General features: G+C 60.0%; 17 protein-coding genes. 3 read left to right on the top strand and 14 right to left on the bottom strand.

What is annotated here, in order from left to right:
* Positions 1-4: 4 nt before the first annotated feature.
* Entirely contained in the window at positions 5-1,300 is a 1,296-nt protein-coding gene (locus tag ACYJRZ_RS04945; protein WP_459456630.1) for a multidrug effflux MFS transporter, read from the top strand.
* Between the two features lie 18 nt (positions 1,301-1,318).
* Here ACYJRZ_RS04945 and ACYJRZ_RS04940 read toward each other — a convergent pair whose 3' ends face one another.
* The 12 genes from ACYJRZ_RS04940 to ACYJRZ_RS04885 form a co-directional block, all read right to left on the bottom strand.
* Positions 1,319-2,248, bottom strand: a complete 930-nt coding sequence (locus ACYJRZ_RS04940; protein ID WP_459456628.1) for an adenylate/guanylate cyclase domain-containing protein — start codon at positions 2,246-2,248, stop codon at positions 1,319-1,321.
* 113 nt (positions 2,249-2,361) lie between these two features.
* Positions 2,362-3,186 (bottom strand): inositol monophosphatase family protein, encoded by an 825-nt coding sequence (locus tag ACYJRZ_RS04935; RefSeq protein ID WP_459456626.1) that lies wholly within the window; start codon positions 3,184-3,186, stop codon positions 2,362-2,364.
* Positions 3,187-3,202: 16 nt separating this feature from the next.
* A complete protein-coding gene (locus tag ACYJRZ_RS04930; protein ID WP_459456624.1) occupies positions 3,203-4,030 on the bottom strand; it encodes an inositol monophosphatase family protein in 828 nt (275 codons plus the stop codon).
* Between the two features lie 73 nt (positions 4,031-4,103).
* Positions 4,104-4,991: a tRNA 2-thiocytidine(32) synthetase TtcA gene (ttcA, locus tag ACYJRZ_RS04925; protein ID WP_459456622.1), complete on the bottom strand. Its 888-nt coding sequence runs from the start codon at positions 4,989-4,991 to the stop codon at positions 4,104-4,106.
* Between the two features lie 60 nt (positions 4,992-5,051).
* On the bottom strand, positions 5,052-5,981 hold the full coding sequence (locus ACYJRZ_RS04920) for a glutaminase (protein ID WP_459456620.1): 930 nt from the start codon (positions 5,979-5,981) through the stop codon (positions 5,052-5,054).
* A 71-nt stretch (positions 5,982-6,052) separates the two neighbouring features.
* Complete coding sequence (gene rpsD, locus ACYJRZ_RS04915) at positions 6,053-6,670, bottom strand: 30S ribosomal protein S4 (protein ID WP_015340058.1); 618 nt, start codon at positions 6,668-6,670, stop codon at positions 6,053-6,055.
* 232 nt (positions 6,671-6,902) lie between these two features.
* Positions 6,903-8,420, bottom strand: a complete 1,518-nt coding sequence (locus ACYJRZ_RS04910; RefSeq protein ID WP_459456618.1) for a helicase HerA domain-containing protein — start codon at positions 8,418-8,420, stop codon at positions 6,903-6,905.
* Between the two features lie 130 nt (positions 8,421-8,550).
* Positions 8,551-9,696 carry an alpha-hydroxy acid oxidase gene (locus ACYJRZ_RS04905; RefSeq protein WP_459456615.1) on the bottom strand — a complete coding sequence of 382 codons (1,146 nt, stop codon included), beginning with the start codon at positions 9,694-9,696 and terminating at the stop codon, positions 8,551-8,553.
* An 85-nt stretch (positions 9,697-9,781) separates the two neighbouring features.
* Complete coding sequence (locus tag ACYJRZ_RS04900) at positions 9,782-10,246, bottom strand: N-acetyltransferase family protein (protein ID WP_459456953.1); 465 nt, start codon at positions 10,244-10,246, stop codon at positions 9,782-9,784.
* Positions 10,247-10,248: 2 nt separating this feature from the next.
* Positions 10,249-11,049: a glutamate racemase gene (gene murI, locus ACYJRZ_RS04895; RefSeq protein ID WP_459456613.1), complete on the bottom strand. Its 801-nt coding sequence runs from the start codon at positions 11,047-11,049 to the stop codon at positions 10,249-10,251.
* A complete protein-coding gene (locus ACYJRZ_RS04890; RefSeq protein ID WP_459456611.1) occupies positions 11,030-11,872 on the bottom strand; it encodes an RNA methyltransferase in 843 nt (280 codons plus the stop codon). Before ACYJRZ_RS04890 ends, murI begins: the two co-directional genes overlap by 20 nt.
* A gap of 174 nt (positions 11,873-12,046) precedes the next feature.
* Positions 12,047-12,652, bottom strand: a complete 606-nt coding sequence (locus ACYJRZ_RS04885) for a hypothetical protein (RefSeq protein WP_459456609.1) — start codon at positions 12,650-12,652, stop codon at positions 12,047-12,049.
* Positions 12,653-12,874: 222 nt separating this feature from the next.
* Here ACYJRZ_RS04885 and ACYJRZ_RS04880 point away from each other — a divergent pair, with 222 nt between their 5' ends.
* Positions 12,875-14,089 (top strand): NADP-dependent isocitrate dehydrogenase, encoded by a 1,215-nt coding sequence (locus tag ACYJRZ_RS04880; protein WP_459456607.1) that lies wholly within the window; start codon positions 12,875-12,877, stop codon positions 14,087-14,089.
* A 118-nt stretch (positions 14,090-14,207) separates the two neighbouring features.
* On the top strand, positions 14,208-14,834 hold the full coding sequence (locus ACYJRZ_RS04875) for a glutathione S-transferase family protein (RefSeq protein ID WP_459456605.1): 627 nt from the start codon (positions 14,208-14,210) through the stop codon (positions 14,832-14,834).
* A gap of 46 nt (positions 14,835-14,880) precedes the next feature.
* Here ACYJRZ_RS04875 and ACYJRZ_RS04870 read toward each other — a convergent pair whose 3' ends face one another.
* A complete protein-coding gene (locus ACYJRZ_RS04870) occupies positions 14,881-15,732 on the bottom strand; it encodes an AraC family transcriptional regulator (RefSeq protein WP_459456603.1) in 852 nt (283 codons plus the stop codon).
* Positions 15,733-15,870: 138 nt separating this feature from the next.
* The gene (gene alaS / locus ACYJRZ_RS04865) at positions 15,871-18,531 is read right to left on the bottom strand and encodes an alanine--tRNA ligase (RefSeq protein ID WP_459456601.1); all 2,661 of its coding nucleotides are present in this window, start codon (positions 18,529-18,531) and stop codon (positions 15,871-15,873) included.
* Positions 18,532-18,587 lie beyond the last annotated feature (56 nt).

The following is an 18,587-nucleotide window of genomic DNA, read 5'->3' as shown; positions in this document are numbered from 1 at the left end:
TCGAATGACAACCGCGCCTCAATTACAGTCGCCGGCTCAGCCGCCGGTGCAGCCCGGCTCCGGCCGCATCGGTCTTGGCATTGTCGAGTTCATCATCACGATCGCCTTGATGACCGCCAGCATTTCCATGGGCATCGACAGCATGCTGCCGGCGCTACCGAATATCGGTCAGTCGCTTAATGTCGCCAATCCGAACGATACCCAGCTCGTCATCGGTGTCTATTTCCTCGGATTCGGCATCTGTCAGCTTTTCTTCGGCAGCCTGTCGGATACCTATGGCCGAAGGTACATCCTGCTCGGCGGTCTTGCCTTCTATACAGTGACCCTGTTTGCCGCCGCTTGGAGCGGCAGCCTGTTTGCCCTGCTCGCCATGCGGTTTGCCCAAGGCGTTGGCGCCGCGGCCGTGCGCATCACGACGCTCGCCATTGTCCGCGATTGCTTCGGTGGCCGTGAAATGGCCCGCGTCATGTCCTATGTCATGATCGTCTTCATGATCATGCCGATGGTCGCACCCTTCGTCGGTCAGATGATCGTTGCCTATTCCAACTGGCAATGGATCTTCATCCTGCTTGGCATCGTCAGCGCCGGGCTCTTCCTGGTCGCTTTCTTCCGCATGAAGGAGACGCTGCCCGCTGAAGAGCGCCTGCCGCTTTCGGTCTCGTCGGTTCTTTCGGGCTTCAAGACCGTGCTCACCAACCGCATCACCTGCGGCTATATGATCGCGCTGACGCTCTATACCGGCATCATCTGCGCCTACATTGTCTCGGTGCAGCAGGTTTTCGGCGAAGTCTACGGGCTGGGGGACACGTTCCCGATCGCCTTTGCGGCAACGGCGGCGGGCACCGCCGTAGCACAGTTCGCCAATGGCTATTTCGTCCGCAGCTTCGGCATGCGCCGAATTTCTCACGCGGCCATGATCATCTTCACAGTGCTCGGCGCCATCGGCTACATCGTCGGCATGTTCGGCCAGCCGAGCTTCACCTTCATTTATGTACTGATCTCGGTGATGCTGATGATGTTTGCAGTGATTACCACCAACTGCATGGCCATCAGCCTTGAGCCGATGGGACACTTGGCGGGCACGGCAGCCGCCATCACCAGCTCAGTCTCCACAACGGTCGGCGTTCTGATCGGCGGCATCGTCGGCCAGATGTTCGACGGAACTGCCCAGCCACTGCTTGCGGGTTTCACGATATTCGGCTTGCTGTCACTTCTGGCGACGCTGTGGGCAGAGCGCGGCAAGCTCTTCACCCATCCCGGCGATGCGCCGGCACTAGAACCCGGCATGGGGCACGTCTGAACGACATGCCTCCCTTCCTCAGGCGCCACTGCGCGGCCGACTGACCCAGCGCACCGCCGCAGCGATCGCAAGCCCGAAGAGCGGCCACATCGCCCAAGGCGTGCCGTGCCAGGTGAAAAGATTGATCGCCACGATGCCGATGCCGGTGATCACAAGGCTCGCGATCGCCATATCGATCTGCGGGTTGCCACGGACATAGCGATACGCGTTAACCCACAAAATCGCGAGTATGGGCCATTTCGCCCAGAATTCCCCATCCCAGGTCAATCCGTTGAGAACGGCAAGGCCGATGCACACGACCAACGCAACACCGTAGCTTAGCCGCCAGTCCTGCGGCACGGATTCCCGCATTGCCGCTTCCGGCGCCCGCACGGTAGCCGGCTCCGGGGCCGACCGATAATCGGATGTGGTGTCGACAACCTGCACGCCGCCGATCCGCACAGCATAGCTTGGCACGCCGCCGTCGATGTTCTTGACCTCGAGCTGGCCGAGAAAATCGAAACCGACCGCCACCTTATTGCGAACCTGATCGTAGACAGTGTTGGAAATCACAATGCCACCCGGAGCAGCGCGCGACTGCAGCCGCGCGGCAATATTAACGCCGTCGCCATAGAGATCATCGCCATCGGCGATCACATCGCCGAGATTGAGGCCTATGCGAAAGAGCATCTGCTTGTCGGAGTCGGTTATGGCATTGTAGCCGGCAAGCTCGTTCTGCGTATCGATTGCAGCCCGCACGGCTTCGACCACGCTCGGAAACTCGGCAAAGACACCATCGCCCCAGGTATTGATGACACGGCCGCCATGTGCTTCGATCAGCCGTTTCATCGCATCGCGGTAACGACGAAGGGTCGAAAGCGTCCCCTCCTCATCCTTCCCCATGAGGCGCGTATAATCCTGCACGTCGGCACAGAAGATGGTGGTCAGCTTGCGGCTCGTCTCGGACATCTGTCTCACCTCCGCGGCAAGCGCCGACCAAGGCTCTTGCCAGTTGGGGCAAAGATAGCCCCGCCGCAGTGACTTTCCAAGGGCCTTGCGTCTATCCTCGCGCGTAGCTCACCTTAAAGAGTGAAGACCTCGCGCCGCAGCAGCTCCCAGGTATCCTTATCCGCCGCAACCAGCAACCCGCCATCGAGATGGTGCGGCTGATAGGGCGAGCCGTCGAAACGACGGACATAGGCGCCGGATTCGGCCGAGATCAGGGCTCCCGCCAAATGATCCCAGGGCATCAGCTTGTTGTACATAAGATAGTGCACATAGCCGCCCGCGAGCGTGCGGTATTCATGCGCCGCGCAACGATAGCAGGTCGTGTATCGCACCTTGGCGAGATTACCCATGATCTCGGCGCGCTTTTCCTTAGGCAGAAAACCCGTGGCCGCCATGCCGACCAGCTCTTCCAGCGGGACGGAAGGAGCAACGTTGAGGCGCAGCGTCTCGCCATCCGGACGGCGCAGCCATGCGCCGCTGCCGCGCTCCGCCAGCACCCAGTCGTCGCCCATCGGATCGAAAATGATGCCGGCAACGGTTTCTCCCTTCGACACCACTGAAGCCATCACACCGAAGGCCGGAATGCCGGCGGCAAAGTTGAACGTGCCGTCCACGGGATCGACGATGATGGCGAGATCGGCATCCCGCAGCTTTTTCAGTAGCGACGGGTCGGCCGCAACTGATTCCTCGCCGACGAACAGGGCCTCGGGCCAGAGCCGGGCAACCTCGGCCTTGATCATGCGCTCGGCCCGCTCATCAGCCTCCGTCACCAGATCCGTCGCCTCGCTCTTGGCACGGATATCGTCGCTGCCGAGCCTGCGAAAGCGCGGCAGGATCTCCGTCTGCGCCGCACGGCGCAGCACATGGGCAAGCGTGGTAACGTCAACGAGCGATGTCATGCTTTTTCCTTTCGCGTCAGGCGCCGATGATCTCGCGACGGATCATCCGCCAGCTTTCCTCGTCAGGCACAGAAATGATGCCGCCGGTCGTTTCGCCGGGCTTGTAGGGCGTACCATCGAATTTGGCGGTATAACCGCCCGCCTCCTGATGCGCCAGCACGCCAGCCAGATGATCCCATGGCATCAATTTGGAATGGCCGATGAAATGCCATTTGCCGGACGCCACCATCCAATATTCGTAAGCCGAACAATTCAGCGAGAATGCCATACGGGTTTTTGACAGATTGGTGCTGATGCGGGATCGATCAGGTTCATCCATGTGCCCCCAGGATATTGCGCCCGTCATCGCGCTCAAGGGCGCGGGTGAGGCTACTGCAAGCCGCCTCACTTGCCCGCTTTGCCGGCGCAGGAAAGTGCCGCCGCCCTTCATGGCAGTCACGGTGTCGCCCAGCACGGGATCGTGGATGATGCTCGCGATCGTCTCGCCATTGGCGATGACGGCGACAATCGTTCCGAAGACCGGCAGTCCGGCCGCGAAATTGAAGGTGCCGTCCACCGGATCGATGGTAAAAGCCAATTCGGCATGCGCCAGCGCCGGCACGACGGACTTGTCGGCTTCGTAGGCCTCTTCGCCGACAATGACGGCCTTCGGAAAACGCGCCTTCAGCGCCGCGGTGATGTGCCGTTCGGCGAGAAGATCGGCTTCGGTTACAAGGTCGATAGCCGAGGTCTTTTCCGATATGTCCCCAGCGTCCAAATTACGGAAGCGCAGCATGATCTCCTTTGACGCCGCTTCGGCAACGATCGTCATCACATAGTCGAAATCAGCATCGGAGAAATTCATAGGAAGCCTCTGTTTTGAAAGGGCTTCCTCTTATGCCCGATTCGATGACATCGGTGTGGCAAAAGCCCCGAAATTAAGCGGAATCGGTCGAAGATCCCTGAGTCATCAAACCCGCAAAATCGAAGAGCTTGGGATCGAGCAGATGCGACGGGTTCACATGCGCCAGAGCGCGCAGCATCGTATCCTTGCGGCCCGGCATGCGCCGCTCGATATCGGCGAGCATGTCCTTCATGGCATTGCGCTGCAACCCATCCTGCGAGCCGCAGAGATCGCACGGGATAATCGGAAACTGCATGGCGGCAGCAAATTTGGCAAGATCGTCCTCTGCGGCATAGGCGAGCGGACGCAGAAGCATCAAGTCGCCCTCGTCATTGAGCAGCTTCGCAGGCATGGAAGCCAGCCGGCCGCCGTGGAAGAAGTTCATGAAGAAGGTTTCGAGAATGTCTTCACGATGATGGCCGAGCACCAGCGCGTCGCAGCCTTCCTCGCGGGCGATGCGATAGAGATTACCGCGACGCAGGCGCGAGCAGAGCGAGCAATAGGTTGCCCCCTCCGGCACCTTCTCCTTCACGATCGAATAAGTGTCGCGATACTCGATACGATGCTCAACACCGATCTTCGTAAGGTATTCAGGCAGGATATGTTTCGGGAAATTCGGCTGGCCCTGATCGAGATTGCAGGCAACCAGTTCCACCGGCAGCAATCCGCGCCATTTCAGATCAAGAAGCAGCGCCAGCAAACCGTAGGAATCCTTGCCGCCGGAAAGGCCGACCAGCCAGCGCTTCTGGCCCTTCAGCATCTGGAAGTCTTCCATCGCCTGGCGCACTTGCCGCAACAGGCGCTTGCGAAGCTTGTTGAAGGAGACCGAACGCGGCGCATCGAAAAACATCGGATGAACGGCAGAGCCGCCATCTTCAGCCTCGATATCGATGTCGTCTTTCACCGTGGTCGCGATATTCATTGCGTCATTCCTTGCTTCTCGCCACGCTGATAGCAGAAAGCGGAACGAGAAGACACCGTATCAATCGCCGAACACCGACCAGCCGGTGCGCGCAGCCAGCATTTCCAATGCCACGGCGCCGAGCTGCGAATTGCCGACCTTGTTCAGCCCCGGCGACCAGACGGCGATAGAGCCGATGCCCGGCGCAACAGCCAGAATGCCGCCGCCGACGCCGCTCTTGCCCGGCAGGCCGACATGATAGGCGAAGTCGCCGGAACCGTCATAGTGGCCGCAGGTCAGCATCAGCGCATTGATACGCCGTGCCCGCTTCGGAGAAACAACGGAGTGGCCGGTGATCGGATTGCTGCCGCGCGCAGCGAGATAGAGCCCCGCCTTGGCAAGTTGACGGCAGCTCATGGAAAGCGCGCATTGATGGAAATAGACGCCGAGCACATGCTCGACCGGATGGTGGATATTGCCGTAGGCGCGCATGAAATTGGCGAGCGCGAAATTTCTATATCCTGTTTGGGTCTCCGAACGCGCCACTCTGTCATCGATGCTGATCGTCTCGTCGTCAGCCACATAGCGGACGAAGCGCAGCAGCTCGCCGATGGCCTCGCGCGGCTCGTGTCCCGCCAGCACGACATCGCTGACGGCAATGGCACCTGCATTGACGAAGGGATTGCGCGGTATTCCCTCTTCCCGCTCCAGCTGGACGATGGAGTTGAAAGCCGTGCCGGACGGTTCGCGCCCTACCCGATTCCACAAGCTCTCGCCGACTTTGCCCAACGCCAGCGTCAGCATAAAGACCTTGGAGATACTCTGGATGGAGAAGGGAACGCCGGCATCACCTATACTGTAGACTTTGCCGTCGACAGTGGCGATTGCCATCCCGAACTGCTTCGGATCGACCTTTGCCAGCTCCGGAATGTAATCGGCAACCTTGCCCTCGCCGATGCGCGGCGAAAGCTCTGCATGAATGCCGTCGAGAATAGCCTGCAAATCCGTCATGAGGCGCTCCAAAGACAAAAAAGCCGCTCGAACCGAGCGGCTTTTCATTCATCAAGAAAGTTATCCGCTTATTAACGCGAATAGAATTCGACGACCAGATGCGGTTCCATGACAACGGCGTAGGGTACGTCGCCGAGAGCCGGAACGCGAGCGAAGGTCGCAACCATCTTGTTGTGATCGACTTCGATGTAGTCCGGAACGTCGCGCTCAGCGAGAGCAACCGATTCCAGAACCGTTACGAGCTGCTTGGACTTTTCGCGAACTTCGATAACGTCGCCAGCTTTGCAGCGGTACGAACCGATGTTGACGCGAACGCCGTTGACCGTGACGTGGCCATGATTGACGAACTGGCGGGCAGCGAAAACGGTCGGAACGAACTTTGCGCGATAGACAATAGCGTCGAGGCGCGATTCGAGCAGGCCGATCAGGTTTTCCGAGGTGTCGCCCTTGCGACGGTCAGCTTCAGCGAAGATCGCGCGGAATTGCTTCTCGCGCAGGTCGCCGTAGTAGCCCTTCAGCTTCTGCTTGGCGCGCAGCTGCACGCCGAAGTCGGAGAGCTTGCCCTTGCGGCGCTGGCCGTGCTGGCCGGGACCATATTCGCGGCGGTTAACCGGGGACTTCGGACGGCCCCAGATGTTTTCGCCCATACGGCGGTCAATTTTGTACTTGGACGATTCGCGCTTGCTCATCGTATTTCCTTTCAAGTGTTATGGCGGCCCGTTGCCGAACCGCGAAGGAAACACGCCCTCCTCTGAACTCCGTTTTCGAGCTCTGACAGGCTTCTCACGTTAGCGAACGGACGAAGCCACGGGACATGTCAAATGAAACACCGGACATTTCTGCCCGGCGTTGAGGCGGTCTGTAAGCGGTCGTCATGGAATTGTCAACAGCGCCAGACGCTCTTCAGCGAGAATAGCGCGGCTATTCCGCCGCCGCCTGCTCGCCACCGTCCAGATCGGGCGCATTGGCATCACCAGGCGCGGTCTGCGATCCCATATCCGGGAAAGCAACGATACGCTTGCCAGAGAAATCCGTATGGACGACAACGCTGCCCTGCTCCTCGAAATAGCTTAGCAGTCGCCGCGCGCGCCGCGCCGAATGAGTACCATAGGCGCGGGCGATGCGGGCGTCGGACGGGCATGGCTCACCGCTGATCGCGGCCTTCGCCAGCATCAGGAAAACACCTTGCAGATCGTCGGTGACGCCGGCGGACAGCGAAAGCGCCGTTGCCCATTGGTCCGTCGCCATGACCTCTTCGTCCGCACCGGAGCGGGCAATCGCCACACGACGGCGGAATTCCGACAGGCTCATAGGGGCACCGGGAACGCGGCGCATGCGCAAGCGCACAAGAAACTCCTGATAAAGCACCGAATCCGTTCGGAAGCCCGAAGCCGGATCATCGAGGATTTCGGAAAGCACGGCAGTCATCCTCGCCTCCCGATCCTCACTCGATAGTTCAGGCTGACTGACCTTGGGCTCGGAAGGCGCCTGACTTGCCGCCGGCACGGAGCGGGAAAGCTCAGCCAGGATATCGGTCGTCGGCCGCGGCGCCGGCGTCGTGCGACGGACGACGGGCCGCGCGAACTCTTCCGGATCCGGAGTGAAGATCAGGTCTTCGACATCCTGCGGCGCATCCGGCAACGGCATCAGCTTCGGACTGGAGGAGCGCGCCGAGGTCTCCACCGCGCCGATGGTAATCGGCAGCGGCCGACGGGAAAGTGCCGGCCCGAGGGCGACGAAATTGCCGCGCCTCAGGTCGCGGAACATTTCCGCCTGCCTGCGATCCATGCCGAGCAGATCGGCAGCGCGGGCCATGTCGATATCGAGGAAGGTACGGCCCATCAGGAAGTTGGAGGCTTCTGCGGCAACGTTCTTGGCGAGCTTCGCCAGACGCTGCGTAGCGATGACACCGGCAAGGCCGCGCTTTCGGCCACGGCACATCAGATTGGTCATGGCACCGAGCGACATCTTGCGCGCGTCTTCCGAGACGTCGCCGCCGACCGAAGGCGCAAACATCTGCGCTTCGTCGACCACGACCAGCACCGGATACCAGAATTCGCGATCGGCATCGAACATGCCGTTCAGGAAGGCGGCGGCAGCGCGCATCTGCTGCTCGATATCGAGCCCTTCCAGCGTCAGCACGCAGGAAACGCGATGCTGACGAATACGGTTGGCGATGCCGGCAAGTTCGGCTTCCGTACGCTCGCCATCGACGACGACATGACCGAATTTGTCGGCCAGCGTGACGAAATCGCCTTCGGGATCGATGATGACCTGCTGCACCCACTGCGCCGACTGTTCCAGCAGCCTTCGCAGAAGGTGCGATTTTCCGGAACCGGAATTGCCCTGCACCAGGAGCCGCGTTGCCAGCAGCTCCTCGATATCGAGCTGGGCGCTGGTCCCGCCGGACGCCGTTCCCATGTCGATGCCGACCTGCAATGCACTTCCCCTATGAGCGAGAATCAAATGTGGATACGTCCCATCTTTCTGAAAGGACGCGCCTCCGTCTAGCAAAGATTTCCAAGCTTCGCGCCCGTGGATTGAAAAAACCCACAGGCGATTGCGAGACCTACCTGAAGCGCAGATTGGCCCGCGACAGCTCACTGATCGAGGTGCAGCCCATCAGCTTCATGTCGCGCTCGACTTCGGTGCGCAGATGCCTAAGCGCTCGCTCCACACCAGCCTGTCCGGCAGCGGCGAGCGGATAGAGATAGAAGCGCCCGAGGCCAACTGCCTTGGCGCCGAGCGACAGAGCCTTCAGCACGTGCGTGCCGCGCTGGATGCCGCCATCCATCATAACATCGATGCGATGGCCGACGGCGTCGACGATCTCCGCCAGCTGGTCGAATGCCGAGCGCGAGCCGTCCAGCTGCCGGCCTCCGTGGTTCGAAAGCACGATGCCGGTGCATCCGATATCGACGGCGCGCTTGGCGTCCTCGACCGACATAATGCCTTTCAGGCAGAACTGCCCGTTCCAGTGCTTCACCATCTCGGCGACGTCGTTCCAATTCATCGACGGATCCAGCATCTCGGTGAAATACTTGCCGATCGACATGGCGCCGCCGCTCATGTCCACGTGCTCGTCGAGCTGCGGCAGGCGGAATTTCTCATGGGTGACATAGTTCAGCGCCCAAGCGGGCTTGATGGCGAACTGGGTAATGCCGGCGAGATTGAGCTTGAACGGAATGGAAAATCCGGTGCGAAGATCGCGCTCGCGATTGCCGCCGGTAATACTGTCCACCGTCAGCATCATCACGTTGACGCCGGCATCCTTGGCCCGCTCCATCATCGCACGATTCAGGCCACGATCCCTATGGAAATAAAACTGGTAGACCTGCGGTCCCGCATGCTTCCTGCGGATTTCCTCGAGGCTGACGGTGCCGAGCGAGGAAACGCCGAACATGGTGCCGAGCGAAGAAGCCGCTGCAGCAACCGCATTCTCGCCCTCATGATGGAAGAGCCGCTGCAACGCCGTCGGCGAGCAATAAAAAGGTGTCGCGAGCTTTTGTCCCATGACGGTGACAGACATGTCGATCTCGCTGACCCCACGCAGGACGTTGGGAACGAGATCGCAGCTTTCGAAGCTCGTCGTGTTCCGCCGCAGCGTCACCTCATCGTCGGCAGCGCCGTCGATATAGTTGAAGATCGGACCTGGAAGACGCTTTTTCGCGAGAAGGCGAAAATCATGGAAGTTGTGGCACTCACGCAGACGCATGGCGTGCCCCGACAACATTGCAATCAATCTCAAAAGACATCAAATATCGCCCTCCCAATATTCCGCCGCGCAGCCCAATCCTGCATTACAAACGGTGCAAGCGTGCCTCCCACTTGTAAAGCACATCCGGCTCCTTTTCCTCATTGCCTGCCCCATCCGACTCGTCAACCACGAAGAAGCCATGCTTCTCGTAAAAGCGGCGCGCAGGCTCGTTTCTCTGGAACGTCCAGAGTGACAGCGCCGGATAGGTCGACTTGGCGATATCGAGAAGGCGGCTGCCGATGCCGCGCGCCTGCGCCTCCGGCAACACGTAGAGTTGGTCGATCCAATCTTCGAGAAAGGCGATGACGCCGACGAGACGACCACCCTCTTCCGCACCCCAAATCTGGCAATCTTTGAATACGACAGCACTCCAGAAGCCAACATCTTCTTCAGGCGTGTGAAGTCCGGCAAGCGTCGGTAGCCGCTCGTTGAAGGAAGCGCGATGGACAGCGGCCGCAGCCGGCATATCCGCGAGATCGAGTTTTCGCAGCGAAACCTTGTCTTTCATCATCAAGCCTTGAGTCCAAAACCCTGCATCAGCCGGCGCGTGGGGAAATCCGGCGCACCGGAGGTAAACACCGCAAAGTCGAAATTGTCGGGATGCACCGCATCGGCCACCTGCGGCACCAGGCTGCGCGCACGCCTTGCGATCGCTTCAGCCGGATCGAGCCAATCGACCGGCCAAGGCGCAAGGCGGCGGAAAATATTTGCCATGAAAGGATAATGCGTGCAGGCAAGCACGACTATATCGGTCTTGCGGCCATCCATGTCGACGAAACATTGCTCGATCTCGGCCACGACGGCTTCGTCGGCTACTGCGTCGCCGCGAATATAAGCTTCCGCCAAGCGCGCCAGATTTTCCGATCCGACAAGCCGCACATGACATTGCGTGGCGAAAGACTGGATCAAGTCGCGCGTATAGGCGCGCTTGACGGTGCCCGGTGTCGCGAGCACCGAAACCAGGCCTGAACGCGTGCGCTCCGCAGCTGGCTTGATCGCCGGCACGGTACCCACGAACGTCATCTGCGGAAAGGCGGCACGAAGATCGGCTCCGGCCAGCGTGAACGCGGTGTTGCAGGCGATGATGCAGACTTCCGGATCATATTGCGCAAGCAGCTTTGCGAAGAGACCGACAATGCGCTCCTTCAGCGCTGCTTCTTCCCAACTGCCATAGGGAAATGCGGCATCGTCGGCGATATAGATGAAACCCCGCTCTGGCATCAGCACGCGTGCTTCGCGCAGTACGGTCAAACCGCCGATCCCTGAATCGAAAACAAGGACCGGTTTCAGCTCATTCGCCGCTGCTGTCATCGTTCGTGGTTTCCTTGGGTGCTTTGGAGGATCGGGGATGCGAACCGCTACCGCGCGGGGACTTCCGCGAGAAGCGGTCAAGAGACGAGATCACCCCGCGCAAGACGCTGATTTCCTGTTCGGTGAACGCCCGGCGCGAGAGGACAGCCCGGAGATTGTCGACCATTTTCGGCTTTTTCCCGGCGGGATGGAAATAGTTGCGCGCATCCAGCGCTTCCTCGAGCTGATCGAACAGGCCGAAAAGCTGCTCCTTCGTCGAAGGCCGCTGCTCGATCGCCTGGAAAGGCACATCGCCCAGATCTTCCATGCCCGACTTCATCCATTCATAGGACATCAGCAGCACGGCCTGCGCGATGTTCAAAGAAGCGAAGGCCGGATTGACAGGAAAGGTGACGATCTCGTCGGCCAGCGCCACTTCTTCGTTCGTCAGGCCCCAGCGCTCCCTGCCGAAGAGAATGCCGGTGCCCTCGCCTGCTTGGAACTTGGCACGAAGGGTTTGCGCGGCAACGACAGGCGAACGCACCGGCTTGTAACCGTCCCGCTCCCGCGCGGTCGTCGCATAGACGAAATGGAGATCAGCGATCGCCTGCTCCAGCGTCTCGTAGACCTTCGTCGCCTCGATAATGTGATCCGCCTTGGAAGCCGTCGCCTGCGCCCTCTCGTTCGGCCAGCCGTCGCGAGGATTGACGAGGCGCAACTCCGCAAGTCCGAAATTCGCCATGGCCCGCGCGACCATGCCGATATTTTCGCCCATCTGCGGCTCGACCAGAATGATGGCCGGCCCTTCGGCCAGAAGTTGACGCTCGCTGTTCGTGCCTGCCATGATGCCTAAATCTCCGCGCGCGAACCCAATCGCGCTAATTCGAGAATGATGCCGAAAAGTGTTAGCGATTTTCGCACGACATCATGCTCAATGTCCTGAATCCGGTGTCGCAATAGCGAGACGCCAGCCGATCGGCAAGGTTTTGCGCTTGAATGGCAGAACGAATCCGGCCGATTATTGCTGATTGGCAGGCTTCTTCGGATCCGACGGTTGCTGCGTCTGGTCTGTCGGCTGTTGCTGCTGCTGTTTGACGAGATCCACCATCACGCTCTTGAGCGAGCTCGGATTGCCGTTGTCGTCGTTCGTGACGATATCGTCCACCAAAGGCCTGCCGCCCTCTTCGATGACCTCGAAACGAACCGTGGTCGCCTTTTGATAATCCGCGTCGGAGCCCATGCAAGTCGATTTCTTGAAGGTCGCCAGCACCTCCGTCACATTGTTCTTCGGCGGCTGGGCGGCAATCTTCACGTCCTCCAGCGGGCACGCATCCTGCGCATTGACGATGACATCATAATCGAATGGCGAGATACCATCCTCGTCGGCAGCAGGAAACTGCGCCGCCGCCTGGTATTTTGCGGCGAAATCCTTGCTGTAGACATCGTTCAGCTTGTCCTCGCCGAAAATATCCTGCCAATCGCTGTCGCCGCCAGCCCAATTGGAGACAGTCGCATCCATGATGACCTTGACCGGCGCCGTTGCATCGGCGGCAAGCGCCATATGTGCGCCGAGGGAGAACTGGAAAAGCGTGAAGGCGAGCGCGGATGCCGCAAATTTCTGCATGATATGATTCCGTTGCAACAGGCAAAACATGCGCGACATTAGCCCCATCGACCGCTTTGGCAATGGCCTCCTCATAAAATGCCAGGGATGTCATGAATGATCAAAAACGCGATGCCGAAGGCTCTATCGGCTTTGCGTTCTGCACTTGCGGTGCTATAGCCCTCGGGATTTCCTATTACCCACAGGACCATCCGGTCCCATCAGCTTAAACGAGGCAGAAGCATGAAGAAGATCAAGGTCGCTAACCCCGTTGCCGATCTCGATGGCGACGAAATGACTCGCATCATCTGGCAGCTCATCAAAGAAAAACTGATCTTCCCCTACCTCGACATCGATATCGACTACTACGACCTCTCGGTCGAAAACCGTGACGCCACCAACGACCAGGTGACCGTCGACGCCGCCAACGCCATTAAGAAATACGGCGTCGGCATCAAGTGCGCGACGATCACCCCGGACGAAGCCCGAGTGAAGGAATTCAACCTCAAGGAAATGTGGAAGAGCCCGAACGGCACGATCCGCAACATCCTCGGCGGCGTCATCTTCCGCGAGCCGATCATCTGCAGGAACGTTCCGCGCCTGGTTCCGGGCTGGACGCAGCCGATCGTCGTCGGCCGTCACGCTTTCGGTGACCAGTACCGCGCCACCGACTTCAAGTTCCCCGGCAAGGGCAAGCTCACCATCAAGTTCGTTGGCGAAGACGGCACGGTCATCGAGAAGGAAGTCTTCAACGCTCCGGGCGCCGGCGTTGCCATGGCCATGTACAACCTCGACGAGTCGATCCGCGAATTCGCCCGCGCCTCGATGATGTACGGCCTGATGCGCAAGTGGCCGGTCTATCTGTCGACCAAGAACACCATCCTCAAGGCTTATGACGGCCGCTTCAAGGACATCTTCGAAGAAGTCTACCAGAACGAGTTCAAGGCTCAGTTCGACGAAGCCGGCATCACCTACGAACACCGCCTGATCGACGACATGGTTGCCTCCGCTCTGAAGTGGTCCGGCGGCTACGTCTGGGCCTGCAAGAACTATGACGGCGACGTCCAGTCCGACACCGTTGCCCAGGGCTTCGGTTCGCTCGGCCTGATGACCTCGGTCCTGCTGACGCCCGATGGTAAGACGGTCGAAGCCGAAGCCGCACACGGCACGGTGACCCGTCACTACCGCCAGCATCAGAAGGGCCAGGAAACCTCGACGAACTCCATCGCCTCGATCTTCGCCTGGACCCGTGGCCTTGCTCATCGCGCCAAGCTCGACGACAACGCCGAACTCGCCAAGTTCGCTTCCACGCTGGAAAAGGTTTGCGTCGATACGGTTGAAGCCGGCTACATGACCAAGGACCTGGCACTGCTGATCGGTCCCGACCAGCCGTGGCTCTCCACCACCGCTTTCCTCGACAAGATCGACGAGAACCTCAAGAAGGCCATGGCTGCCTAAGCCTCACCGACAAAGCAGATACGGAAACCCGGCCTCAACGCCGGGTTTTCTTTTGCCCTGAATCTTGCCGCCGGGGCTCACCGGTGGCAAAAATGCGCGCAACAAAAGGGAGAGGCAGATGGCTGAGGAACTCGTTTTCTATACCAATCCGATGTCACGCGGACGCATTGCTCGCTGGATGCTCGAGGAAATCGGCCAACCCTACCGCACCGAGTACCTCGATTTTGGCACGACGATGAAGGCGCCAGAATATCTGGCAGTCAATCCCATGGGCAAGGTGCCGGCCATCAAGCATGGCGATACCATCGTCACCGAAGGTGCTGCCATCTGCGCCTATCTGGCCGAGACCTTTCCCCAGGCCGGGCTTGCGCCAGCAGCAGCCGAACGAGGACGCTATTACCGCTGGATGTTCTTTGCCGCCGGCCCGATGGAGATGGCGGTGACCAACCGCGCCCTCGGCTTTGAAATTCCGACGGAACGCCTGCGCATGGCCGGCTGCGGCAGTCTGGACCATGTTTTCGATACATTGGAACAGGCGGTCACAGCCTCGCCCTTCATTGCCGGCGACCGCTTTACGGCCGCCGACGTCTATGTCGGTTCGCATATCGGCTGGGGTCTCAATTTCGGCACGATCGAGAAGCGCCAGGCATTCGTCGACTACTGGAGCCGGGTCAGCGACCGCGACGCCTATCGCCGCGGCAACGAGATCGACAATGCTGCCATGCCGAAGCCAGCTAATGCGTGATAATGCGAGGCATTGAGAGGAAATTTTCGCGTATGCTTATATGCCGCTATTGCAGCGGCATATAGATATCGGTCAGAAGCTCCGTCGGCGGCACGTCGCGCGGATTGTTGATATATTCTTCGAACATGACGGTATCACGCAGCTGCCGCCCGGAAGCCGGAAGCCATTGCGCATAGAGCCACTGATAAGCCCTATGCATGTTCGCATAAGGCCCCTTGTGACGCAGCACGGCATATTCACCGCCCTCCAGCGAGCGCCGCTCCAGTGGGGCGGCAGTTGCTATGGTCTCGCTGGCAGTAACACAGGCATAGGAGCGTAGCTTGTCCACCTCTACGACATCGGGATCATCGAGATAGACGCCGATCATGCGCATGTCCGGCCCAGCCAGGCCGCGGGCGAAGATGGTGCCAAACAGCGTTTCGAATGCCTGGCCGATCTGCATGTAGGAACCGCGATGGGCGACACCGATCAGTGACATCGGGGAAATCGTGCGAAGCGTAACGTCGAACATAACCGTGATCCTTCCTTGGGTACTGGGTTCGAAGACCGTATGGCTTCCCTCATTCCGATATCGCGCCGGCGGCATGCCGTAGACGGATCTGAAGATGCGGTTGAACGACTGGAGGTTGGGATAGCCCGACCGCTTTGCAATATCGCTGACGGATAGACGGGTGTTGACGAGATCGCCGGCTGCACGGTGCAGCCGCAGCCGCTTGACGGTTGCAGCAGCCGTCTCGCCATAGATCGCCCGATAGATCCTGTGCCAGTGATAGCTGGACATGCAGGCGATCTCGGCAAGCTTTTCCATATCGAGTTCATCATCCAGATGCTCATGGATATAGGCCGAAACCCGCCGCAGCCGGGTCTCGTAAAGCGTCCACGCCGTTCCGCCACTCATATCAAACCTCTTGCAAATTCGATCGGCCCGACAAGAGCATAACCCGATTTGACAAATCCTGCGGAGTTGTCCGGACAAAGAAAAATGGCGGACACCGAAGTATCCGCCATTCTTGATTATCCGTGGAAGATCAGCGTCTTAGCCAGCAAGTGCCGCAGCGATTGCCTCGATCGCTTCATCTGCCTTGGCGCCATCTGGACCGCCGGCCTGAGCCATGTCGGGACGGCCGCCGCCACCCTTGCCGCCGAGCGCAGCCGAGGCGACGCGTACGAGATCGACGGCGCTGAAGCGGCCGACCAGATCTTCGGTGACAGCGACGACGGCACTGGCCTTGCCATCGTCCGAAACGCCGATCAGCGCAACGATGCCAGAACCGAGACCTGCCTTGGCCTCATCCGCCATGCCCTTGAGATCCTTGGGGTCTACGCCGGAAACCGGCTTGCCGAGGAACTTGACACCATTGACGTCCCGTACCGCATCGGCCGAACCGCCTTGGCCGCCGCCCATGGCAAGCTTGCGCTTGGCATCGGCCAGTTCGCGCTCCAGCTTGCGGCGCTCGTCCATCAAGGCTTCGACGCGCAAGACGACATCGGCAGGCTGAACCTTCAGCGCAGAGGCGAGGCTCTTCACGCGGTCGTCCTGCTCGGCGAGATATTCACGCGCGGTTTCACCGGTGACGGCTTCGATACGGCGCACCCCTGCACCGACGGCGCTTTCGCCGAGAATGCGCACGAGACCGATCTGGCCGGTGGCAGAGACATGCGTGCCGCCGCAAAGCTCGACCGAATAGGGCTTGCCAGCCTTGGCGCCACGAACGCCCTGCCCCATCGAAACGACGCGGACCTCGTCGCCATACTTCTCGCCGAACAGTGCCATCGCACCTTCCGCGATGGCATCATCGACGCTCATCAGACGGGTCGTAACAGGCGAATTCTGCAGGACGATCTCGTTAGCCATGTCCTCGACGACCTTCAACTCCTCAGCCGACATAGGCTTCGGATGAGAAACGTCGAAACGCAGGCGCTCGGGCGCGACCAGCGAGCCTTTCTGCGCCACGTGGGTGCCGAGCACTTCACGAAGTGCCTCATGCAGCAAGTGGGTGGCGGAATGGTTGGCACGCAGGCGCGAGCGCCTGTTGTGATCGACAGTCAGGACGACGGCGTCGCCGACCTTGATCTTGCCTTCCGAAACCTCGGAGCTGTGAACGAAGAGGCCCTCGCCCTTCTTCTGGGTGTCATTGACGGCGAGTCTGCCGTGATCGCTTGATATCACGCCGGTATCGCCCATCTGGCCGCCGGATTCGCCGTAGAAAGGCGTCTGATTGACGACGATCTGCACCTTGTTGCCGGTAGAGGCGCTATCGACTGCAACACCGTCCTTGACGATCGCCTGGATCACCCCTTCGGCAGATTCCGTATCGTAACCCAGGAATTCAGTGGCGCCGTTCTTTTCCTTGAGCTCGAACCAGATGGTCTCGGTCGCCTTGTCGCCGGAGCCTGCCCAATGCGAACGCGCTTCAGCCTTCTGCCGCTCCATCGCATCGGTAAAGCTGGAAATGTCGACGCCGATGCCGCGGGCGCGCAGCGCATCCTGCGTCAGGTCGAGCGGGAAACCATAGGTGTCGTAGAGCTTGAAGGCGGTCTCGCCGTCCAGGCTGTCGCCCTTATGCAGGTCTGAAGTTGCATCGTTGAGCAGCGACAGGCCACGTTCCAGCGTCTTGCGGAAACGGGTCTCTTCGAGCTTCAGCGTCTCGGAGGTAAGCGCCTCGGCGCGCACCAACTCGGGATAGGCGCGGCCCATCTGCTGGATTAGCGCCGGCAGCAGCTTCCACATCAGCGGTTCCTTGGCACCGAGCAACTGCGCGTGGCGCATGGCGCGGCGCATGATGCGGCGAAGCACGTAGCCGCGGCCTTCGTTCGACGGCAGCACGCCATCGGCGATCAGGAAGGCAGACGAACGCAGATGGTCGGCGATGACGCGATGGCTGGCACGATGCTCGCCCTCGGCCTTGACGCCCGTTGCCTCTTCCGAAGCTTCAATCAACGCGCGGAACAGATCGATGTCATAATTGTCATGCTTGCCCTGCAGCACGGCAGCAACGCGCTCGAGGCCCATGCCGGTATCGATCGACGGACGCGGCAGGTCGACGCGCTGCTCCTTGGTGATCTGCTCGAACTGCATGAAGACGAGATTCCAAATCTCGATGAAGCGGTCGCCATCTTCTTCCGGCGATCCGGGAGGGCCGCCCCAGATGTGATCGCCATGATCGTAGAAGATTTCCGAACAGGGGCCGCAGGGACCGGTATCGCCCATCGCCCAGAAATTGTCGCTGGTGGCGATGCGGATGATCCGGTCGTCGGAAAGGCCGGCAATCTTCTTCCACAGGTTAAAGGCGTCGTCGTCAGTGTGGTAGACCGTGACCAGCAGGCGCTTGGCATCGAGGCCGAATTCCTTGGTGATCAGGTTCCAGGCAAGCTCGATGGCGCGCTCCTTGAAATAGTCGCCAAAGGAGAAATTGCCGAGCATCTCGAAGAAGGTGTGGTGGCGTGCGGTATAGCCGACATTGTCGAGGTCGTTGTGCTTGCCGCCGGCGCGAACGCATTTCTGCGCCGTCGAAGCCGTCGTATAGGGGCGCTGCTCCAGGCCGGTAAAGACGTTCTTGAACTGCACCATGCCGGCATTGGTGAACATCAATGTCGGATCGTTGCGCGGCACCAGCGGGCTCGACGGCACGATCTCGTGGCCGTTTTTCTTAAAATAGTCGAGGAAGGTCGACCGGATTTCATTCACACCGCTCATAGGGGGCCCTTCAGTACTGCCGTCAACAACTTGCGTCAAAGTCAGAGGCTTTTATC

This window comes from Rhizobium sp. No.120 (assembly GCF_054558365.1).
This window is presented reverse-complemented; position numbering and strand designations above follow the sequence as displayed.